This is a genomic window from Polycladospora coralii (assembly GCF_014773435.2).
Lineage (GTDB): Bacteria > Bacillota > Bacilli > Thermoactinomycetales > Thermoactinomycetaceae > Polycladospora > Polycladospora coralii.
Genome location: NZ_JACXAG020000001.1, coordinates 59,450 through 81,823, shown reverse-complemented (window position 1 = coordinate 81,823; position 22,374 = coordinate 59,450). Strand labels below are relative to the sequence as shown.

Annotated in this window: 24 protein-coding genes; 6 read left to right on the top strand and 18 right to left on the bottom strand. The window is 38.6% G+C overall.

What is annotated here, in order from left to right:
- Window positions 1-54: 54 nt before the first annotated feature.
- On the bottom strand, window positions 55-1,248 hold the full coding sequence (locus IC619_RS00465; RefSeq protein ID WP_191138148.1) for an acetate/propionate family kinase: 1,194 nt from the start codon (window positions 1,246-1,248) through the stop codon (window positions 55-57).
- Window positions 1,245-2,144, bottom strand: coding sequence for a 3-hydroxyacyl-CoA dehydrogenase family protein (locus tag IC619_RS00460; protein WP_347239739.1), 900 nt, complete (start codon window positions 2,142-2,144; stop codon window positions 1,245-1,247). The genes IC619_RS00465 and IC619_RS00460 overlap by 4 nt, the downstream gene beginning before the upstream one ends.
- Window positions 2,145-2,333: 189 nt before the next feature.
- Here IC619_RS00460 and IC619_RS00455 point away from each other — a divergent pair, with 189 nt between their 5' ends.
- The 3 genes from IC619_RS00455 (at window position 2,334) to IC619_RS00445 (ending at window position 3,700) form a co-directional block, all read left to right on the top strand.
- The gene (locus IC619_RS00455) at window positions 2,334-2,756 is read left to right on the top strand and encodes a GNAT family N-acetyltransferase (RefSeq protein ID WP_191138147.1); all 423 of its coding nucleotides are present in this window, start codon (window positions 2,334-2,336) and stop codon (window positions 2,754-2,756) included.
- A gap of 28 nt (window positions 2,757-2,784) precedes the next feature.
- On the top strand, window positions 2,785-3,303 hold the full coding sequence (locus IC619_RS00450) for a cysteine dioxygenase (protein ID WP_191138146.1): 519 nt from the start codon (window positions 2,785-2,787) through the stop codon (window positions 3,301-3,303).
- Window positions 3,304-3,370: 67 nt separating this feature from the next.
- Complete coding sequence (locus IC619_RS00445; RefSeq protein ID WP_191138145.1) at window positions 3,371-3,700, top strand: four-helix bundle copper-binding protein; 330 nt, start codon at window positions 3,371-3,373, stop codon at window positions 3,698-3,700.
- A gap of 104 nt (window positions 3,701-3,804) precedes the next feature.
- Here the strand turns inward: IC619_RS00445 and IC619_RS00440 are convergent, their stop codons facing one another.
- The 4 genes from IC619_RS00440 to IC619_RS00425 all read right to left on the bottom strand — a co-directional run bounded on the left by IC619_RS00440 (window position 3,805) and on the right by IC619_RS00425 (window position 7,466).
- The gene (locus IC619_RS00440) at window positions 3,805-4,491 is read right to left on the bottom strand and encodes an MBL fold metallo-hydrolase (protein WP_191138144.1); all 687 of its coding nucleotides are present in this window, start codon (window positions 4,489-4,491) and stop codon (window positions 3,805-3,807) included.
- A 338-nt stretch (window positions 4,492-4,829) separates the two neighbouring features.
- Window positions 4,830-5,279 carry a hypothetical protein gene (locus tag IC619_RS00435; protein ID WP_191138143.1) on the bottom strand — a complete coding sequence of 150 codons (450 nt, stop codon included), beginning with the start codon at window positions 5,277-5,279 and terminating at the stop codon, window positions 4,830-4,832.
- 228 nt (window positions 5,280-5,507) lie between these two features.
- Window positions 5,508-6,560, bottom strand: a complete 1,053-nt coding sequence (locus IC619_RS00430) for a YncE family protein (RefSeq protein WP_191138142.1) — start codon at window positions 6,558-6,560, stop codon at window positions 5,508-5,510.
- Between the two features lie 72 nt (window positions 6,561-6,632).
- Window positions 6,633-7,466, bottom strand: coding sequence for an enoyl-CoA hydratase/isomerase family protein (locus tag IC619_RS00425; protein WP_191138141.1), 834 nt, complete (start codon window positions 7,464-7,466; stop codon window positions 6,633-6,635).
- Between the two features lie 916 nt (window positions 7,467-8,382).
- Here IC619_RS00425 and IC619_RS00420 point away from each other — a divergent pair.
- Window positions 8,383-9,843, top strand: a complete 1,461-nt coding sequence (locus IC619_RS00420; RefSeq protein ID WP_191138140.1) for an alpha/beta hydrolase family protein — start codon at window positions 8,383-8,385, stop codon at window positions 9,841-9,843.
- A 90-nt stretch (window positions 9,844-9,933) separates the two neighbouring features.
- Here the strand turns inward: IC619_RS00420 and IC619_RS00415 are convergent, their stop codons facing one another.
- From IC619_RS00415 to IC619_RS00400, 4 genes are all read right to left on the bottom strand, one after another.
- Window positions 9,934-10,329 (bottom strand): DUF3888 domain-containing protein, encoded by a 396-nt coding sequence (locus IC619_RS00415; RefSeq protein ID WP_191138139.1) that lies wholly within the window; start codon window positions 10,327-10,329, stop codon window positions 9,934-9,936.
- A gap of 388 nt (window positions 10,330-10,717) precedes the next feature.
- Entirely contained in the window at window positions 10,718-11,092 is a 375-nt protein-coding gene (locus IC619_RS00410) for a hypothetical protein (RefSeq protein ID WP_213260783.1), read from the bottom strand.
- Window positions 11,093-11,467: 375 nt separating this feature from the next.
- Complete coding sequence (locus tag IC619_RS16635; protein ID WP_347239738.1) at window positions 11,468-11,650, bottom strand: hypothetical protein; 183 nt, start codon at window positions 11,648-11,650, stop codon at window positions 11,468-11,470.
- A gap of 236 nt (window positions 11,651-11,886) precedes the next feature.
- Window positions 11,887-12,918, bottom strand: a complete 1,032-nt coding sequence (locus tag IC619_RS00400) for a cytochrome D1 domain-containing protein (protein WP_191138137.1) — start codon at window positions 12,916-12,918, stop codon at window positions 11,887-11,889.
- A 672-nt stretch (window positions 12,919-13,590) separates the two neighbouring features.
- On the opposite strand from IC619_RS00400, the gene IC619_RS00395 reads away from it, so the two are divergent.
- Both IC619_RS00395 and IC619_RS00390 read left to right on the top strand, forming a co-directional pair.
- Window positions 13,591-14,136 carry a hypothetical protein gene (locus IC619_RS00395; protein ID WP_191138136.1) on the top strand — a complete coding sequence of 182 codons (546 nt, stop codon included), beginning with the start codon at window positions 13,591-13,593 and terminating at the stop codon, window positions 14,134-14,136.
- Between the two features lie 9 nt (window positions 14,137-14,145).
- Complete coding sequence (locus IC619_RS00390; RefSeq protein WP_191138135.1) at window positions 14,146-14,679, top strand: TolB family protein; 534 nt, start codon at window positions 14,146-14,148, stop codon at window positions 14,677-14,679.
- Window positions 14,680-14,952: 273 nt separating this feature from the next.
- Here the strand turns inward: IC619_RS00390 and IC619_RS00385 are convergent, their stop codons facing one another.
- The 8 genes from IC619_RS00385 to IC619_RS00350 all read right to left on the bottom strand — a co-directional run bounded on the left by IC619_RS00385 (window position 14,953) and on the right by IC619_RS00350 (window position 22,372).
- The gene (locus tag IC619_RS00385) at window positions 14,953-15,390 is read right to left on the bottom strand and encodes a hypothetical protein (protein ID WP_191138134.1); all 438 of its coding nucleotides are present in this window, start codon (window positions 15,388-15,390) and stop codon (window positions 14,953-14,955) included.
- 753 nt (window positions 15,391-16,143) lie between these two features.
- Window positions 16,144-17,433 carry a hydroxylamine reductase gene (hcp, locus tag IC619_RS00380; RefSeq protein WP_191138133.1) on the bottom strand — a complete coding sequence of 430 codons (1,290 nt, stop codon included), beginning with the start codon at window positions 17,431-17,433 and terminating at the stop codon, window positions 16,144-16,146.
- Between the two features lie 177 nt (window positions 17,434-17,610).
- Window positions 17,611-17,937: a hypothetical protein gene (locus IC619_RS00375; protein ID WP_191138132.1), complete on the bottom strand. Its 327-nt coding sequence runs from the start codon at window positions 17,935-17,937 to the stop codon at window positions 17,611-17,613.
- Between the two features lie 25 nt (window positions 17,938-17,962).
- Complete coding sequence (locus tag IC619_RS00370) at window positions 17,963-18,367, bottom strand: MaoC/PaaZ C-terminal domain-containing protein (protein WP_191138131.1); 405 nt, start codon at window positions 18,365-18,367, stop codon at window positions 17,963-17,965.
- Entirely contained in the window at window positions 18,364-18,813 is a 450-nt protein-coding gene (locus IC619_RS00365) for a MaoC family dehydratase N-terminal domain-containing protein (RefSeq protein ID WP_191138130.1), read from the bottom strand. The genes IC619_RS00370 and IC619_RS00365 overlap by 4 nt, the downstream gene beginning before the upstream one ends.
- A gap of 16 nt (window positions 18,814-18,829) precedes the next feature.
- Window positions 18,830-19,594, bottom strand: a complete 765-nt coding sequence (locus IC619_RS00360; RefSeq protein ID WP_191138129.1) for an SDR family oxidoreductase — start codon at window positions 19,592-19,594, stop codon at window positions 18,830-18,832.
- Window positions 19,595-19,619: 25 nt separating this feature from the next.
- Window positions 19,620-20,786 carry an acyl-CoA dehydrogenase family protein gene (locus IC619_RS00355; protein WP_191138128.1) on the bottom strand — a complete coding sequence of 389 codons (1,167 nt, stop codon included), beginning with the start codon at window positions 20,784-20,786 and terminating at the stop codon, window positions 19,620-19,622.
- 5 nt (window positions 20,787-20,791) lie between these two features.
- Window positions 20,792-22,372, bottom strand: a complete 1,581-nt coding sequence (locus IC619_RS00350) for a long-chain-fatty-acid--CoA ligase (protein WP_191138127.1) — start codon at window positions 22,370-22,372, stop codon at window positions 20,792-20,794.
- Window positions 22,373-22,374: the final 2 nt, after the last annotated feature.

Genomic DNA, 22,374 nt, shown 5'->3' with positions numbered 1-22,374 from the left:
CTCCCGTTCTCGTTATCAGTTTCGTTTATAATTATCTTAACACTTCAATATCGTTCACACTAGCTCTTTTGCCTCACGCGCAATCATTAATTCTTCATTTGTAGGCAACACCAATACTTTGACTTTAGAGTCTGCTGCACTTACTACTCTTTCTTTTTTACAACGCTTTGCATTTTCCTCTAAATCTAGTGAAATTCCCAAGAAAGACATATTTTCACAAGCTTTCTGCCGAATCGAAGAGGCATTTTCACCAACACCCGCTGTAAATATCAAAGCGTCTGCACCGTTCATAATCGCAAGATACGAACCGATCATTTTTTTTAGTCGATATACATACATATCAATGGCTAATTTAGCTTGTTTATTTCCATCAAACATCGCTTCTGTTACCTCACGCATATCTCCTGAGAAACCAGACACGCCCATTAAACCACTATGCTTATTCATCATAGACTTCACTTCGGCCAATGTTAATTCTTCTTTGGCAATTACATAAGGTACAATGGCAGGATCGATGTCTCCGCAACGTGTACCCATCATAAGTCCTTCAAGGGGGGTCATACCCATACTCGTATCTACTGACTTCCCATACTGAATAGCAGTTAAGCTTGCTCCATTCCCAATATGACATGAAATCAGCCTTAGTTCTTCTAATGGTTTGCCTAAAAAAACAGCGGCACGTTGTGCGACATATTGATGAGAAGTTCCGTGAAAACCGTATCTCCTTACCCTATGCTTCTGATATAAAATACGGGGGAGTGGGTACATATAAGCATATTCAGGCATAGATTGGTGGAATGCGGTGTCAAAAACGGCTACATGTACGGCGCTCGGTAACTGAGCTTGAGCTGCATCAATACCGAGCAAATTGGGGGGATTATGCAAAGGTGCTAAGTCAATTGTTTTACGAATCGCCGTTCGTACTTCTCGCGTGATAATGGCGGACTCAGCAAAATATTCACCACCGTGTACTACGCGATGCCCGACCGCAGCAACTTCCTTTTCATCTTTAATCACACCACCATCAGGCCTGATCAATAAGCGAAGTACCCGATTAATCCCTTCTCTGTGATCCAAAATTTCACCCGTTATCACTTCTTCTTCACGATCTGCCACTTCATGTGTAATGATAGCAGCTTCTGCTCCTATTTTTTCTACCAATCCTGAGGCAAGCACTGTTTCATCTTCCATTTCAAATAATTGATATTTAATTGATGAGCTACCGCAATTAATGACCAACACCTTCATCCGCTTACAACCTCCTGATTAACTTCAATCCGATCCCCGTCTTCATCATATAAGAAGAAGCCTTCCTCTGTCTTTACCCCTAACTGTCCTGCTCGTACCATCTTTTTGAGGATGGGGCAAGGGCGAAACTTGGGGTCTCCAAATTCGCGATAGAGTCTCTCCATTGCCGCTAAAACAGAATCTAGCCCAAAACGATCCGCCATTTCTAACGGTCCGACTTTAAACTGAAAACCAAACTTCATCGCTCGATCAATATCCGTTGCAGTAGCTACACCTTCCATTAAAGTATACAAAGCTTCATTGATTAGCATGGTGATGAGGCGTGTTGTTACAAAACCAGGTGATTCGTAAACCTCTACCCCTTCTAATTCCAAATATGAAAGAAAGTCAAATACATTTTTAACCGTTTCCGAAGAAGTTTTTAAACCGCGCACCACTTCGACCAGTGGGATCTTGGGAACGGGGTGCACAAAATGCAATCCGATGACCTTATCCGGTCGTCTCGTAAAAGCAGCGATTTCCGTTAAACTTAATGTTGAAGTATTACTCGCTAAAATCACTTCTGGCCGGCTAAGCTCATCGAATAACTCTAAAATTTGTTGTTTAGTTTGTAGACATTCATATACCGATTCAATCACAAAATCAGCATCACTCATAATTGTAGGGTCATCAGTGATGTGCACCCTACTCAATGTTGCACGTTTTTCAGCCCTTGTTATTCCCCACTTAGATAATTCTTTATCTAAACTTAGCTCAATATGATGAAGTGCACACTGCGCATCTTCTATCGATTTTTCCAATAAATAGGTATCAAATCCTTTTGAGGCAAGCAATTCAGCAATGCCTTGTCCCATTGTACCTCCACCCACCACAACTACTTTCTGAATTTCAGCCACGACGATTACTCCTTTCTGTATGACTCGTCTATTGTAACAGTTTCTCCTCTATGTTGTATTAACAAATAACGAAAGTTATTGGAAGAAGTATGCTTCTATTATAGAATATAAGAGCAAACTGATGAAAAGATGTTATAAAGAAGTATACATATCCATTCTCGAGACGAGATGATATTAGGTTATCCCATTATGAATACATTCGTTCCAGAACTTAGACTATCCCAATATATGGCTACAATGGAACAAATATTTTTTGTCCTCACGTTAGAAGATGGCTCATGGATGGCAATGGCTACCATCGCAATACGGACAGATTTTTCTAACAGTCGCTATGTGTGGATATCTGAACTTGTGGTATTGCCACAGTATCGTTCACAAGGGTTAGGTAAAATATTGATGGAACATATTCTTAAATATGCGATTCAACAGCAATGTAAAAAGCTCATTTTATACGCTGGTTTGCAGCGAGAACAAGCACACCGTTTCTGGACGCATCATATGGGCTTTGAATTAAGCATGAGCTGTAATCGACGAATGGAAAAACCTATTAATCCTACTGGTTTTATCACAAACTCATATTTAATACCATCTTTTCATAATGTGAATAAATAGGATGATTCACTTGAAAGGATCGATGATAATGAGTTTTATTAACCAGGTCGAAGCGATCATTCAGCACAATGAGCAGTTGGATAAAAGCGATCGACTGGACCTAAATCAGTTATTAAAAAAGCTGGTAGTAGAAGGTGAATGTACATTCAAAAATGTGGTGCCTCATCAAACCAAACCAGTCTCTCCTCTACAATATGGTCGAAATGTCATTTTCCAATCAGAGCTTTATGAAGTTGTTGTTATCTCGATGCCTGCCCTGATTGAAACCCCCATCCATGATCATGGAGAATCGGATTGTTGTGCATATGTCGTTTCTGGTTTAGTAGAAAACAGATGCTTTAGCTTGTCAGAATCGGCTAAACCCCTATTGCGAGCAACACAATATTACCACAGTGGAGAATATTTCTATGAAAGTTCGAACCAAATTCATTCTATGAAAAACCCGACTGGAAAGTCGTTCACTTCACTTCACTTATATTCTCCCCCCATCAAGAATAATACAATTTACAAAACGGTCATGAATCATAAGTCGCAGTACTTGAAATAAATCACGATTATATTGTTTTTGACAGGGTAACCTAAATCCAAAATTAGGATACAAAGGAGCTTTTTCAATGTCACACGATCAATACCAATCGATTATCTTAAACTTACAAGAATGTGTCCAAGCATGTAACCATTGCTATGATGCTTGCTTACAAGAAGATGATGTAAAAATGATGCGACAATGCATTCGTCTGGATCGTGAATGTGCGGATATATGTGCGCTCTTGGCACAAGCGTTGTCTAGAGGAACTCCTTTTGCCGGCGAGCTAGCAAGTGTGTGTGCAAAAATTTGTGAGGCGTGTGGAATGGAATGTAAAAAACATCAACATGTGCATTGTCAAAGATGTGCAGAAGCTTGCTTTAAGTGTGCAGAAGCTTGTAAACAACTTACCGGTTAGCTTCGTAGCCAAAATGTGATCAGAATGAAATGAAGAACCGATGGAGCAAGCAGCCATGCATTCAGCTCGCTCCATCGGTTTTTTAAACATCATATAGTATTAGATTAGAAATGAACTTTTCCACCATGGTAACAATAGTAAGTTTCCGCTTTCAGATTTTTAATCTTTATCAAAGACTGTTGTGCTTTCTCTAAATTTAAACAAAATTGTGGGTTAGCAATGATTAATTCTTGATTCTCATGAACAGCTGCATCACCTGTAATGACACTATTTAATCTTGGAAAATATAACGAAATATGTCCTGAAGTATGGCCAGGTGTGGCTACTACTCTACAGTTGTTATCGAGAATCATATCACCATCCTGTACCTTCTCATCGATTGAAACATGCTTTAATTGATTTAATTGTTCAATAAACCATTTGCCAAACTCAATTTCTGTATTTGACATATATTCTATCGTTTCCTCGGCTTGTACCAATCTCTCTGATTTCACTTCACCACTAATGTATTTTGATTCTCTATCACTAGCTATAAGGTTAATCCAAGGATACTTCTCTTTGAAATCATATAGTGCCCCGATATGATCATCATCATAGTGAGTAATGATGATGTTCTTTAAATTCTTCATTTCATATCCATTTTTCATTATTTCATTTTCAATTAAAGGTAGGAAGTTCATATATCCTGTATCGACCAGAGTGAGTTCATTTTCCAAAATGATTAAGCTAGGGTAAATGTAATTTTTTTGTTTATTAAATTCAAATGCAATGGGTAGCTCTATTATCTTCATTTTTTCCTCCATCCTGCACCTTGACCAGATGCTTCATACAACCATTATACATAAATCAGAGAAGCAGTTGAACCGGCTTTCCTCAAGTGCAATGACCCCTAGAGACCTAAAATCAAGATGATCTGACCTATAACTTTTGATGTAGGGGGACCTTTTTACCGATGGTGGCTAACATATTGAATATTTATGGCGTACCTTCTTTTGCAACCAAACGTAGCTGAGCTCAATTTGTTGCATAGAAAAAGCGAGGTTTCCCCCGCTAAAACAACTCAGGAGATGTGATGTTACCCCATCTCCTATCATTTTACAGACATACTATCTTTATCATTGGGCTGGCATTACTGTTCTGCACATTTTAATGAAGCGCACACTGTATTTAATCCGAAATCAAAGTCTGGATCTAACATACCACCTGATAGATAGAGCACTCTAAGTGTATCCCCTTCATTAAAATAATGAATAACTTTATTTACTAGTTGAGCTCTTCTCTCATCATCTACAGCTGAATCATTAACAACTTCAGTAGCAAAAACAGATTGATCTAACAGAGCACCATTCAATTCGAAACCCACTCTATGGTGATACTTATTATTAGCACCAACTAAAGCCTTTACAGCTAGTGCGACAAGAACAGCATGATTACCAGCCTTCTTGAATGTCACTGTAGTACCATCGGGAGATATCACCATATTTTCTTGTGCGCCTATTTTTGGGAATGCTACTGCCTCACCAGCACTAAGAACTTGAAGGACATTATCATACACATATAATGAACTAGCTTGAGCCATACATACACCTCCTAATTAAAAAGCTATAAATCTATTATTATTGTATGCATAGTCTTATAATGTGTGATCAATACCTATTGCACGATTGCATAATAAAAAGCGAGGTTGTCCTCGCCTGATATATACCCCCAATTCTGTAATTAGGGCTTTGTGGAGTCTCCACATGATTCTCCGATGTTTCATGTTTCGGCTTTGGCTGAAAAGAATTCGCTGGAAAGGTCAATTTATCTAGGGGGTAATGCCAAGGGTTAATGGGTTTGAACCCACTTCTATTGTTGAAATGACCTGATTGGTTTTGGTTTCAATCACGGATGTGGTATTATCTATTGTATTACTCACATAAACATATTTTCCGTCTGCTGTGATCGCAAGATTGAATGGGGCTGAACCGACTCTTACAGTTGAAAGGACCTGATTCCTCTTGGTTTCAATCACGGAAATCGTATTTCCATCTATGTTAGCTACATAAACAAATTGATCATCAGCTGTAATCTTTAGGGTGAGTGGTTGTGCACCCACATCTACTGTCGAGATGACCTGATTGGTCTTGGTCTCAATCACGGAAACCGTATTGCCACCTGAAAAACTCATAAGTTGACTATTTACAACATAAACATACTGTCCGTCAGATGTGATTTCAAGATTAAATGGATTTGCTCCTACGCCTACAGTTGAGATAACCTGATTCGTTTTAATATCAACCACAGAAATCGTATTGCTACCAAAATTACAGATGTAGGCACATTGTCCGTCTGGTGTAATTCCAATTTCAGCTACATCTTCCCCAACGGGTATCGTCGAAATTACTTGATGTGTCTTGATTTTAATCACGGTTACATTAGCAGAATTAGTATTCCCCACATAAACAAATTGATCGTCTTTCGTGATCGCTACAAATCGTGGATTATCATTCACATGAACAGTTGCAATGACACGAAGATCTTTCGAATCAATGACGGTTATGTTATTACTTACATTATTTGCCACATAAATCCATTGTCCATCATGGCTTATGGCTATTGGTGTAGTTGGAAAACCAGTGAAAGAGACTGACCCGACCTGTATCTGAGCGATCACACTGTGATCCTTTGTATCAATAGCAATGACATGTCCAGGAGATCCTAAGCTTAAAACATAACCATATTGTCCGTTGGGTGAAAAGACCGTTGCCACTGGACTTCCCTCGACCTGGATATTTGAAATGAGGCGATTCACCTTTGTATCAATGACCGATACGTTTCCCCCTCCCATACCTAAATTTGCAACATAGACAAATGGCATAGATCAACTTCCTTTCCATACCCGTGTTTTGATCAGTTTATGTCGATCAAAAATTGTCCTATGTGTGTGTTATTATTTAGTTAGGGAAATGTCTTGTGTAACTTCTGCCACAACGTCTGCTAATAGTTCTTTAATTTGAATTTCTCGAGACGTTTGAGCGCCATGTTTTAAGAGTTTCTCTATTAAGTACTGTGTCTTTCCTTCCCCTGCACGCTCAGTAAACATTTTTCTTTCAAGTTTTATTGCCGCTTTTTCATCCTTTATGGCTAAATCAACAAGTTCCTTAATCATTTCAATATTACGTTGATCAAGAAAAGTTAAAGGGGTTACCACTTGTTGTAGGGTTTGCTCAATGGCGTTTGATGGAATATAGCGAGTAATATAACCAAATCGTTCTGCTGTAGGAGCATCCATATCAGTGCCAGTTAGAAGAAATTCCAATGCTCTTGTACGACCTAAACGGAGTGCTGCTTGAACAGTCCCCTGACCACCAGGAGGAATATTTGTATTTATCTCAGGCTGAGCGAACACAGCATTCTCTGTTCCATAAGCGATGTCACAAGCCATCACAAATTCATTTCCTCCACCTCGTGCGATACCATCCACAATAGCAAATGTAATGGCCCTCATATTTTTGGTATCTTCAATCAGGTTCATAAAGTTCTTCGTCCCAGCAATGCCTTTTTTCTCATGATTAATCACATTGAGGTCTAAATGCGCACTAAAGAAATGTTGATTCATAGAACGAAAAATGACGACTTTAATCCGTTCGTCATTATTCAACTCAGCGATTATATGTTGTAATTCTAAAATGAATTCATTAGTAAGTAGATTCACTTCACCATGATCCATTTGAACATTAGCAACTGCGTCTTCTACATGTACTTTTAAACTTTTGGTATTCATGAAGATCCTCCATCAATTATCCTGTATAGTACACGCTTTACTTTATCCATTAGCTAAAAATGATATACACTCGCGGGCACGATGGCCGAAGTGGGCAGAGCCAGTCCCATCTCGTGTGGTGGAAGTAGAGATATGGCAAAGCGATGGCAATGATCAAGCCGCATGGCGTTTTTTGTTTGATGAAAGCACGCGGGGCACTCGCTTAATATCGACGGTTTTCACTTCTTTTGCTCAGAATGGCGTATATTCGTTCTCGGGACGTATTCCAATTCAGATACCAATCACACTAAGCAAAAAATAACCCACCCTCATATCGCCGTACAGAAGGTCAGTTTATTCGTGTGCACGGATTTATTTCTTACTGATTTTACAATTTTTTTCTCTTCATCCGCTGTTAAAACAGTTTGCAAGATTACCGTAATTGAAAAGCTTTACTATTCAAATTACAAGTTATGGTTAATAATCAAGTGTACCCTATTATAATTCATTGAAACTACTGATTAATCATAAAAATAACTATATCGTGTATTGGTGTTAGATAATTAAGATGTTATCATTAAATTGAACTCGTTAAATAAGAAAGGAGATTAGCACATTCAAATTCCCGATTAATTATTTAAACACCCCCATATGGCTTCGTACAGCAACTGAGACGAAAACGCGTTCTAATTTTTTATGTGGATAGCGTTTAGATGGTATTAAACATAAGACTAAAAGAAGAGCACCGAATTCAACACACATGGTACCCCATCATGCGACAACATTTAGGTTATGAAAAATAGATTTACAAAATAAATCAATAGCAAGTAAAAGTTACACACTATAGTGAATTTAAAAATAATACGATGACTTGCACCTGGATATATGGTCAACGTTTTATACATATTTCTTGAGGAGTTAGGAGTAGATCATAAACATGAGAAATTGGGAGATCGTGCTAATTATTGTCAATTTTGGACTGCTGTATGGCGTGCTTATAAGAAGGCAAAAAGCGGGCTCAACGATACGATCACTTTGGCCCCTGTTTCTTGGATACACAATGGTAGCCGGACAAATTATCATTGAAGGTATGAGTTGGCGTATGATTCCAGCATACTTTACGATCGTTCTGTTAACGGTTTATTTCTATATGGGTAGAAATAAAGTGATGAGACGAAAATGGTCCAGTGTGGCTACTCAATTCGTATTATTCACCATCTTTCTGATTATTTCTCTTATTCCCCCGCTTGTTTTTCCAGTATTTTCACTACCTGAACCAACGGGAGACTATTCAGTAGGAACAGTAGACTATCATTGGGTTGATAAAAATCGTACGGAAACATCTGGAGATGATTCAAGTGCGAAGCGCGAGCTTATGGTGAAGATCTGGTATCCAGCCAGTGCTGAAACCGAAAAGCCATTCAACTATTATTTGGATGATGTACCAGAAGTGAGAGATACGCTAGCGAAACAATTTAACCTTCCACCTTTCACAATGAACCATTTTGATTTTGTTCAAACTCATTCTATAACCGATTCTGTTTTATCTCAGGTTCAAGAACCATATCCTGTGCTGCTATTTTCACATGGTTTTGGCGTTCATCGTAATCAGAACATCTTTCAAGTTGAGGAACTTGCCAGTCACGGGTATATTGTAGTCAGCATTGAACATACCTATTATGCAGGCGTGACGACATTTCCAGATGGGCGAACCGTTGAATTAATAGAAAAGGATCAAGATATATCCACTGCAGTAATGGATGCGATTATGCCTATATGGACTGCAGATGCCTCTTTTGTACTCGATCAGCTTGAAATATTAAACAAACAGGACAATCGCTTTTCGGGTAAGCTTGATTTAGAGCGAGTCGGTATGTTCGGACATTCATTTGGAGGTGCTAACGCTTACCAAATGTTGATGAAAGACAAGCGAGTGATAGCTGCCATCGACATGGATGGTGGATTGTTTGGAGAACCGCTCCCTGAAAACGGAGTGGGAAAGCCGTTTTTCCTGATGACTGCTGATTCTACTCGGAATGGAGAGACGGTTAATAAGCTTCTTGACTCATATTCTGATCAAGAATTGATTCAGCTTATGGGTATGAACAAGGAAGCGTTACAGCAATATATGGATGAGATCGAGGCAAGATTTTTGAAAAGCGTTGTCGGAGGTGGTTTATCTATAGTCATTCCAAACGCGGGACATCATAGCTTTACTGACTCGAGTCTTTACAGTCCTCTACTTCTAACGAAAAACGAAAATCCAATGTATAATCACCAAGTGATCAATGAATTTACACTAGCGTTCTTTAATCAACATTTAAAAAGCGCGGATGAATCAATCCTTACGCAACTGGGACAGAAATATCCAGAAGTCGATTTTACAGTGAATCAATAATAACATCTCTTGGACCCGTTCAGCGATGAAGGATATGATCAATCCTTACAAATCAGCTAGCTGATAACTACACTGCCTTGTTTAGTCATTTCATCCCTTGTGGGGTATGGGGTTGATATCTACTACTTTGTGTTTGAAATCGACAACAGTGATTCCAGGGAAACTCACACGAAGAGTGACAGTTTCTAGTCCGTAAGGGGGATTATGAGCTCCTTCAAAAGAGGTTACCTGTACTTGCACAGTATACACATTACTTCCTGGGTCGTCCTGTTCAATACTTAAAATTTTCTCTGAATCAAATAATCTTGTTTTTCCATAATGTCCAGTAATCGAAGAATAGATTGCTGGACTTAGAGTTGCAATTAATACATCATCTTTTAAATCTCGTGTAATTGGATATTCATTAGCAGATGTAAAACGACCTATAGATAAAAACACATAGCAGCTAAACATAATGATTAAAAGGATCTTTAACTTTTTTTGCACCGAAACACATCTCCTCTTCACTGTAATCATGTATATTTTCGATCTATCGAAAAGTGGAAAAGATATCAGAACCTAGTTAAAGTGTGTTTATCAGATTGTCAATTAAAAGGAAGTATAAGAGGCTGTCCCAAAAATCATTTTCGCATAATTTAGTTCCCACTTCAAATCCACACGAACAAATCAATGTCTGATTGCATATCTCGTTTATATCCTTCATTTTCATTGCAGCATCAGGAAAAGATATACCTTGGTGTAAGATTCATTTCTCTGCTTCAATTATCATAAGATGTTCCATCGATTAGTTCCCTCTCGCCTCACCTCCCTGGTGGCATAAAAAATAGCGCTTATGCGCTCATACTGGATAGATGAATATTCTGTTATTTTTCTTTTACTTGACACGAATCATTTCGCTCAATTGTGCTAATTGTTCTTTGTACTTTTCATTATCTTTGCCTGTTACAATGCGATCATCATTCAGTTGGCGCTCAAGCTTGTAAATATCGTTAAATTTATCTTTTCTTTCTTGTATTCCTGATAAATCTTTTTTATCCAATAACCTTTTCAAGTCTTGAAGGTAAGCCTTTTTATTTTTGAATAGCGTTAATACATCTTCTCTTATAGATGGATCTACTATTTGATTCAGCTCGCTCTCATTTAAAGTCATTCCGGGAACAAATAGTGAGCTACTCGTTAAATAACCATCTACCATTCCATTTGCGTAAATTAAATCTTCTACAGTTTGGGCACTCCCCAGTTTTTTCATAATCATTCCAAATTGATGTAATGATACGGAGTAATGGTGTTTAAAAATATCTTGTACAACCCTTGTGCTTTTGTCTTGTACAGGTACTTCTTCTCCTGATGATTGACATGATGTCAATATCATGAGCATGAAAATGAGCACAAAGTTTGATAATGTCCTTTTGATCTTATATCAGTCCTTTCTAAAAATAGATAGTCTGCCTTTTAAGACACCCTTTGTTTTCCCGTTTCTCCCAAAATGTATCTGAAAGTGCATTATCTACTGAATATTTTATCCTATCAGTTGCCCCTTTACCATGCCAGGAAACGTACAATCTGTCGTATAGAAAAAGCGAGGTTGCCCTCGCTCCATCTCCATATTGGAAAGGTCTATTTATTAGGAGGTTATCCCAATAGTGAATGGATCTGTACCCACTTTTATTGTTGAAATGACCCGATTGGTTTTGGTCTCAATCACGGAAACCGTATTCCCGCCTGAAAAATTAAAAAATTGACTATTTACAACATAAACATACTGTCCGTCAGATGTGATTTCAAGATTAAATGGATTTGTCCCCACGCCTACAATTGAGATGACTTATATTTGCGGTCAGTATATCAAAAAAAAAGAAAAAGCTCTCCCATAAATGAAAATAAACACAAATGTGATCTGACAGACAATTATGCTTATGGTAGCCAAGCTCGAAAAAGCAGATTATATCCATATCGATAAGCAATTTCCCATACGACCATTCAAATTACACCCGTTGGAAACATTTTGATCATATCCGAGAAGCAACAAGATTAGCCATTGGTCTAAGGTGTAATGGCTATTCCTGTTGGGGCGAAACCCACATCTACTGTTGCAATCACTTGATTGGTCTTGGTCTCAATCACGGATATCGTGTTCACTCCCCTGTTTAGCACATAAACATAACGGTCATCGGCTGTAATGCTCAGGTCGTAAGGATTTGTACCCACTTCAACTGTTGAGATCACTTGATTCGTGTTGGTTTCAATCACGGAGACAGTACCTTCATCATTAGCAACATAAACATAACGGTCATCGGCTGTAATACGCAGGGTGAATGGGTCTGAGCCCACTTCAACTGTTGCAATCACTTGATTGGTCTTGGTCTCAATCACGGATACTGTGTTTTCAGATGTGTTTGTCACATAAACATATTGTCCGTTTGCTGTGATCTCAAGGAATCGTGGGTTAGCTCCCACCTGAACAGTCGCAATGACTCGATTTTCTTTGATTTCAATGACGGAGACATTATTGCTTCCACGATTACAGATATATGCATTTCGTCCATCTGGTGAGATTCGAATTGCGATAGCCAACATTCCAATTCCTATCGTCGAAATGACTTGATTGGTCTTTGTTTCAATCACGTTTACGGAAGAAGCAGAGCCCGAAGGAGCACTTACCACATAAGCGTATTGATCGTCTGGGGTGATGGCTATAGTTACAGGGCTGTTATCTACTTGAACGTTTGCAACGACGCGATAATCTTTGGTGTCAATGACGGTTACATTACCACTGGATTGATTGGCTACATAAATCCAGTGCCCATCATGGGTAATCATCATAGGTGTAGTTGGTATGGCTAGAAAAAACACATCTCCAACCAGTACCTGAGCGATCACGCTATGGTCCTTTGTGTCAATCACCGTCACATTACTAGGAACAGTCCCTAAAATGTAACCATATTGGCCGTTGGGTGATAGAATCGCTTGGATTAGTGTTCCATTCGCTTGGATATTTGCTATCAGTTGATTTACCTTTGTATCAATGACCGATACGTTCCCCAATGGTGAATTCGCAACATAAACAAATGACATCGAACCACTTCCTTTAAATACCCGTGTTTTGATCAGTTTATGTGGATCAAGCATTGTCCTATGTGTGATTACTGCTTCCATCCTGGTATTGCTCGGCTACTAATTTACAAAACTCCGATGATCCATGAATTCTAAAAGTGATTTCACTGTCAAACTCAAAAGTTAACATTCAGTCTTTGTTTAAATTAAATTGACCGATATACCCAGTCCCCCCTTCATCGGGGAGATTTTCTGTAAGTAACTCCTACAAAGGAACTAGGGGATGATCTCCAAAACGCTTTAAGCTGTAGTTACCCACTACTTCAGTAATTCTGGCTCTCTTATAATAAATCTCCTTACAGACTTTAAATCAAACTTATGTGCCTATATAATGAAATTCCACATAGTAAACGAATGGAAAAATATCTGTTCCACACTTTCGCTAGAATCTGCTGTAACAGCAATTAAAGCTCATGTAGATAGCCAGCAAACATGCGTTACTGTTTATAAATGGGATACAGGTACATTGCCTAAAGATGGTATTAGATGTAATGCCCAAGGCATTTACAAGCACTAGGACGACCACTTTCTGATGGACTGGCATCAGGGTTTTATTACGATTAATGAGTTAGGACATGCTATAGAAGTAAAGAGATGAACCTCTTTACTTCTTTTTCATTAGGAGGCAATGGGATGCTTCAAAAGAAAAAAAGAGTTATAGGTGTTGTATGTTTTGTTTTGATGATATGTATCACTTTTGGCGTTTATATAAGCTTACTAAAAATAGACACAAGCGTTGCTATTTCCTCTAATCATTCCAAAATGTTAGTGATTTTTACGGATAAAAACCTAACAACGCATTATCACTTGGCTAATCCTAGACAAAAAGTAAATGTCCTACTGTACAAACAGCAGATGACAGATTACCCTTCCGCTCTGTGGATAGAGAAGAAAAACATTTTCTTATTTACTACCAAAGATGCAAATGGGGATACACAATTATTTCAATTGGACTTAGATACTAAGAAAAAAACACAATTAACTAACCAATTTCGCTATGTAGATTATTTACGTTTAGACCAGAATCAACAGAAAGTGTATATGAGAGTATTATTGCCAAACCATCGAAACTTTCACCTTGCCACATATGATCTAAATCAACACACATCTGATGTTTGGAATTCATCAGAAAAGGATCGCAGTATGGTTTATTTTGATTATAATGCTCTCCAAAATTAGATCGTAACATTGACTCAATCCGTAAAAGAAGATTATGAGAAAGTATCCAGAGCGAATGAAACGCAAACGCCCTTAGAGCCTTCTACTAAACAGATCAATCTGATTACAATTCATGATAGAAAATCGAAGCAAATTAGCACCATCTCCAAATTTGTGCACGATCTATCCTTTTCTCCAAAAGGGACTAAAGTCTTATTTACTGCAAGTGATGCGTTTACTACAGATGCCAAGAACACTTTGTATCAGTTGGATATCAAAAGTGGTCAATACACTCCTTTATTAGCAGATACCACTTCTTTTTCTAAATTGAATCAGGCACAATACGCTCCTGATGGAAAGAACATCTATTTTATAGCTACTCCTAAGCCATTCAAATGGATCACAGATAAAGGAGGAAGAACGGTACAAGTCAGAGCCATCTATGCATATGACATACAGACGAAGAAAGTATCAAAGGAGATATATAAACAACTTTATCTTCTTGTAATCCTCAAGTTTGACTGGCCCAAAAAAACTTTAAAACCCATTCATGTGCAACTCTAAAGATTTTCTCTTGTTTTTACGCTATGAATAATACAATAGTACCTTGCACAAGTCATGTATGGGCAAGTGAAATCCCCTCAAAATTTGCTTTCTTTTAGAATGAATAATCGTAATCACTATTTCGAAGGTTTATTTTTTTTGATTCTCTCTTGGTTCTATCAAAAGATTCACACGTATAAACAAGTAATTTTTTTAAAAGTTAAAAACATTAGGGTCATCTAAAAAACAATTCCTATAGGTTGTTTTTTAGATGACCCATTTTCAATCACATGTCTAATGAACTCCTTGTTTGCACCCACATTTAAATCTTTTTTGATTAAAACCCAAGAAGATGGTACGACGAATCATGCGTTCACCACTTGCTATCTGAATAAATCCTCTTGATTTATTGTGATTTTTTTTATTTGGAAACTTGAATGTTCGAATCAACAACTTTCCTTTAGAAGGATTGCTAATTAGCGAAAATTGTATACAGTCACTCGCACGATAAGTAAAAAATATCCGTTTTTTTCTTGTAATAATTTTTACATCTGCATTTGTTACGGTTATCACATTACTTAAACAGCCACATGCATTCAAAAAAGGGATGAAACACCCACAACTACCAATACCACAACCTGAATCTGTACAGAGTCTCGGACAATCTTGTTCACTTTTAACTTGTTTGATTGGAATTATTTTTGATTGAACATCAATGTCCTTATTACGCATATCACACCTCCCTCTCTATATTAATGACAGAGACATTTTTTTCGTATACACACTTTATTACAAGATCAAAAAATAGGCTCTGTAGAAGAGTTTCCTTACCAAATCATGGATAGTGTGCCCCTATCACGCTGTCATCCTGTAAGAATTGGTAGATATAGCTTCTATTAGCTACTGTGCATCAAAGCAAGAGCAATATTAAAGTATACTTTTTTAAAATAGGGTAAGCCTTATCCTTATTAAAGAATGCGATGAAATTTTAGAGGAGAAAACTCAAGGGGCAGGGATTTAGAATTCAACAGGATCAGAACGGGTGATTAAACAAATGTTCAGAATACTGACAACCCTCAGTTATTTCCTGATGTAGTGTATGCACCTCTATACAAGCACCCACTATAATATACATATTTTGTAACAGTGGTGTCGATGCTAAAATGCTGGAACGCATGGTATACAGAAACCGTCTAACTAATTGGAAGGGATCCGTGTTGTAACGCAAAGAAAAAAGTAATTCGATTCAGTTTTTGAAAATGACGATGGGTCTTACAGTAAAGATATAAACATTGCCCTATAAAATAGGTAATAAGAGCAGTGTACATCTTGCCATATATGGCATTAGGGGTGGTTTCAAATAAACGTTTTACATTTAAGTTTTGTTTGATCCAGCGGATAAAGATTTCCACGTTCCAACGCATACAAATAGACAACCGGATTGCGATCTACATAAGATCACAATCCGGTTGTTTGGCATTCCACTTACTGCTGTAACATAACTTCCATATCATCCGTAACATTATCGATAAGTTTCAAGTTAAATTTCTGTTGTAAGACTTCTAAAACACCAGGTGAAATAAAATGGGGTGCTTTGGGTCCAATACGTATATCTTGGATACCCAGACTAAAGAGTCCGAGTAGAATGGCGACCGCTTTTTGTTCAAACCAAGATAAGACGATACTAATAGGCAATTCGTTTACTTCGCATTCAAATGCATCTGCTAGTGCAAGTGCAATCTTCACAGTAGAGACGGAATTGTTGCACTGTCCTAAGTCTATATAACGCGGTATATCTGTACCTGGAACAACACCATATGACACATCATTAAAACGAAACTTTCCACACGAAGTCGTCATAATAACGGTTTCAGGAGGGAGTGAAGTAGCGAGCTCGCGATAATATTCTCCTCCTTTTCCTGGTGCATCACAACCTGCTATGACAAAAAACCGCTTTATTTTCTTATCTTTGACTGCCTTAATAATTTCAGGAGCAATACCAATCACAGTTTGATGATGAAAACCTGTCGTCAGTGTCTGCTCTGAAGGCATAGCCGCAGTAGGTAATTGTAGCGCGCGTTCAATTAACGGTGAAAAATCATCCTCTTTAATTTTAGTCACATTTTCCAATCCCGCTACCTCATAGGAAAAAAAGCGATCGGCATAGCTGCCTTTGATGGGCATAACACAATTGGTAGTGGCTAGGATTGCACCTGGAAAATCTTCAAATAAACGCCGTTGATCATACCAAGCTTTCCCTATATTTCCTTTTAAATGTGCGTATTTCTTCAATTGCGGATAGCCATGGGCTGGTAACATTTCGGAATGGGTATAAATATTAATCCCTTTCCCCATCGTTTGTTTTAGTAGCTCTTCTAAAGCAAAGAGATTATGACCCGTAATGAGAATAGCTTTTCCCTCAACTTTATTTTGACTAATTTGCACCGGTTCTGGAATTCCAAAACGATCTGTATGTGCTTGATCGAGTAGTTCCATAACACGAATGGCTGATTGACCTACTGTCATCGCCATCTCCAGATGCTCTTGTTCATTAAAATTGGAATTGGTTAAGGTCATATATAGTGCTTCATGTGTTGTTTTATCTATAAATGGATCATGATAACCAAGTTGGTCAGCATGCGTACGATAAGCAGCTATCCCTTTAAGAGCGAAAACTAAAATATCTTGTAAACTGGCAATCGTTTCATTTTTTCCACATACACCAATCACTTGACAACCATTTGCGGGGGTTTGTTCACATTGATGACAAAACATATAGACCTCTCCCATCCTTGAACGATTTAAATTCAGTCAAATTCATAAGCAGATGATTGATATGTCCTTAATATAGCATATGAAGCAACTTTAGGATGTGATTTTGGTCACAGCCGTCCTTATTTTATGTTCGCAAAAAAAAGAAGCCTCATCACTAAAGCTTCAATGGGGCTATTTTTATGCCCCTATTCTACTATTCTGCTCGTTACTTTGCGGCGCATCGACTGTCGTATTTTCAATAATCCCTTGATGCATATTGGATGTGATTGTTCGCATCAATAGATAGGTTCCTGCAAGTAGCACTGGTAAATAAATGGCTAAAGATAGATAGAGAAATCGTATATACCATGTGGGGTCTTTACCATTTATAAAAACGCCCCAAAAGAACGATAGACTACAAGCTATAGTAAGTGTCCAGAAGCTGAGTTTCATATTCCCTTTTAAACTAAAGAACATTCCGAATATAAATACGAAAACGGATAGACCAACAACAAATGCATTCATTTCATAACACTCCTTCTTAGGTGTTTCAGAAAACCTGATATACAATATGCCCGGCTAAGATCTCTTGATCAGCTTCATTGACAGCTTTTACCGAAAAAGTGACCTTGCTCTCCTCAGTCGCTTTCACAGTTGCTTTTAAAGTAATACGATCCTCTAAAAAAACCATGCCCATAAATCGAACTTGATAATCTTGTATAAAGCCCTTTTCCAGATAAGGTGTGAAAAGCTTAGCTAAGTTACCCATAGTCCACATGCCATGCGCGATTACACCAGGCAGTCCCGCTTTTTTTGCTTCATCATCAATCGTGTGTATGGGATTGTAATCTCCAGAAGCGCCTGCATATTTAATTAAATCTATTCTCGTTACTGGAGGGAGTTGAATTTCAGGGAGTGTGTCACCTACTTCTAGATCCCATAATATCGGAATCATGATTTTAACCCCCTTCGAATAGTTTCATTTAAGATGACGACTTGTTTCATCGCAAAAATGAAATGCCCGTCTTCATTTAATCCTCTTTTTTCTGCCACCAGAAATCCCATCTCACCTAACTTGCCTTTCTTTTCGTAATAATCGGTTATTTGCTGATAACATTGTATCTTTTCCCCTACATGTAAAGGGCGTTGATAATGAAATTGTTGCTCGCCGTGTATTAAACCTGCTCCTATCCTTTGCAAATTAGGAATGATCCCATAATCTAATGTGATTGCAAAAGTCGGAGGCGCAATATTACACTGATGGATTGAATTTTTGCCCGTTTCTTCATCGAAATAAAGGGGATGAGGATCCCCTATTGCTTCTGCAAATTTTTTCACTGCACCTCTCTCAATCGGATTCATCACTTTATCCGAACGCATGCCAATAAATTGGGATAACATGATTAACTCCCCCTCATTAATTTTTGGGGCCGCCAGCTACATATAATACTTGACCATTAACGAATGAGGAGCTTTCATCAGCAAAAAAGGTAACGGCATGCGCGATATCTTCTGGTTTACCTGTCCGATTAACCGGAATCATCGATTTAGATGCTGCAACCAATTCATCAAATGAAATCCCGATCCGTTTTGCAGTTTCTTTCGTCATATCTGTTTCTATGAAGCCGGGTGCTACACTGTTAACCGTTATGCCATACTTGCCTAGTTCAATCGCTAATGTTTTCGTTAAACCTTGTAAACCCGCTTTAGCAGTAGCATAGTTGGCTTGCCCGCGATTTCCTAATGCCGAAGTTGATGATAGCATAATGATGCGACCGTATTGATTTTGTATCATATACTTTTGTGCTGCCCGTGATGCGATAAATGTTCCTTTCAAATGAACATCCATAACGGTTTGCCAATCTTCATCGGTCATCTTGTAAAGTAAGTTATCGCGAATCACACCTGCATTATTTACTAAGATATCGAGTGATCCGTATGTTTGAAAGACCTCATCCATCATTTTCTCTACTTGCTCACCGTTAGTGACGTCTGCTACCTGGGTATATACTTCATATCCGCATTCTTGAAATTGTTTCTTCGTTTCACTTAATGCAGCTTCATTTACATCTAATAATGCCACCCGAGCGCCTTCATCTGCAAATTGCTGGGCAATCGCCTTACCAATCCCTCTACTACCACCTGTAATAAAAGCGACTCTGTCTTTAAAACGTCCATTCATCATGATTCCTCCCTATTCTATGCCACTATCCTAGTTTAACATGACCTTTTAATAAATTGCGGGCAATAATAAGGCGTTGGATTTCGTCTGTTCCATCATAGATACGCCATAGTCTGGCTTCACGATACCAACGTTCTATCGGTAATTCTCTGGTATATCCCATCCCACCATGAATTTGTAATACGCGATCAACCACTCGATTCCCCATATTTGAACCATATAATTTAGCGATTGAAGCAAGATGACGATTATCCTCTCCCTGATCGAGTGTAAAAGCTGCATTTAAGACAAGCCATTTTGCAGCTTCAATTTCAACGGCTGAATCAGCAATTTGCCATTGAATCGCTTGGCGTGTTGCTATAGGCTTACCGAAAGTGGTACGTTCTTTCGCATAATCAATCGCCATCTGCAAAAGACGCTCAGCAGCACCTACAGCACGTGCTCCGACGATCCAGCGCGCAAAACCAATCCATTCAAGTCCTAAATCATAGCCCCGATTTACACGCCCCAAGATATTTTCTTCTGGTACACGCACATCATTAAAGATGAGCGATGCCGGTCCCCACTCTCCCATGGTATCGATATACTTGGACTCCCAACCCATTTCACGATCGACAATAAAGCACGTAATGCCATCGCGACGATTGGCACGGTTCTTCTCTTTGTCCGTTATGGCAATTACCATGACAAAGTCTGCTTCATTACCACCTGTGATAAATGTTTTTTCCCCATTTAATATCCATTCATTACCTGTGCGAGTTGCAGTCATCTGAATATTTTGGGTATCAGACCCTGCATTTGGCTCTGTCATTGCAAAACAAGATTTCTTCTCACCATTAATGGTGGGAATTAAATACTTCTTTTTTTGTGCTTCATTGGCATAGTAGAGTATATTATCTGCATATCCTCCGAATTGAAAAGGAACGAATGTCTTAGAAACCTCCATCAATACGATTGCGAGCATGACATTACCTAAATCAGCACCGCCATATTCTTTGGGGGTGTGGATCCCCCAAAAGCCTGCTTCGCGCGCTTTTCGTTGTAATGCAGCTAATTGTTCCGCAGATAAACTGGGCTGATGAGCACGTTCATTACGTAACACTTCATTTTCTAACGGTATTAACTCTTTTTCTACAAATTTCCGAATCGACTTCTGTACCATTTTTTGTTCCTCAGTTAAACGTAAATACAAGTTGGTCACGCTCCTGACTCTTTTAATTTTCTTTTTAAGATTTTACCTACGAATGTTTTCGGAAGTTCATTTGTAAAAGTAACGTGGGTAGGTACTTTATAAGCAGCTAAGCGCTTTCGACAAAATAATATCAACTCTTCTGCTGATAATTGTTCACCTGGTTTTAACACCACTACGGCTTTCACGGTTTCTCCACGGTAAGCATCAGGTATTCCAATCACACAAGCTTCAAGAATTTTTTCGTGACGATAAAGGACATCTTCTACTTCAATCGGATAAACATTGTAACCGCTTGCAATAATGAGTTCTTTCTTACGCCCTACAATGTAGAAAAAGCCGTCCTCATCCATTTTGGCTAAGTCGCCTGTAAAGAGCCATCCATCCCTTAGTGTAAGTGCTGTCTCTTCCGGCATTTTCCAGTACCCTTTCATGATTTGTGGTCCTTTTATGATTAATTCACCGACTTCACCGCAAGCTAAAGTATTTTCACCTGTCGTAATGTCGACGATTTTGGCATCCGTATTCGGAACTGGAATGCCGATACTACCGTGCTTTTGTATCCCTACAATCGGATTGCGATGTGTAACGGGTGAAGCCTCCGATAATCCATACCCTTCAGATACAGAAGTTTTACTAATCTGATTAAAGCGATTTATCACTTCCACAGGGAGTGGCGCCGAACCGCTTGTACATGCTTTTAGACAACTTAAATCAAATGAATGCTTTTGATAATATTGCAGAAGAGCAATGTACATCGTTGGTGCACCTGGAAAATGAGTCGGTTTCATTTTCTCTATTAATTTGACTACCGATTCAACTTCAAATCTTGGAACTAAAATGAGATTCCCGCCATTATAAAACGTGATACACATCGCGCCAGTCATACCATATACATGGCACAGCGGAGCGATCGCTAATAATTTTTCTTTCCCTTTTTCAGTGATTACTCGCGCCGTTGCAGCACCTTGCAATGTATTGGCTACGATATTGTAATGCGTGAGCATCGCACCTTTGGAGCGTCCGGTTGTGCCGCCAGTGTATTGAATGACAGCTACATCTTTTGGAGGATCAATGATAGGAAACGTTGAGGTAAGTTGTGTTTGTTGCAAAAGTTGATGAAAGGGGTCATGTCGATCTAAGGAGACTTCAATCACACGGGTAATAGAAGTTTGATCTAATATGGGTTGAACTACTGGTATGAGTTTATCTAAAATAATCAACAGACGAGGCTCTGAATCTTGAAAAACATGTAAGAGTTCGTCTGGTTGGTACATCGGATTGACTTGTACCACAATGGCCCCACATTGTACAGTCGCATAAAAACTGATCGGATATGCTGGGCAATTGGGTAGCATGATCGCTATGCGATCTCCCTTTTCTATCCCGTATTGAACCCATGCTGATGCCAACCGTTGAATCGAATCAGCCAGCTTTTCATACGTATAGGTCTGTTCAAAAAACGTAATGGCAGTTTGCTTCGGATATTTCTTGGCAGCGTCCATAAAGAATTGGGGTAATGAAAGTTTCGGGATATCAATTTGTTTCGGATTTCCCTTCGCAACATGTTGATCCCAAGGTCTCTTCATCG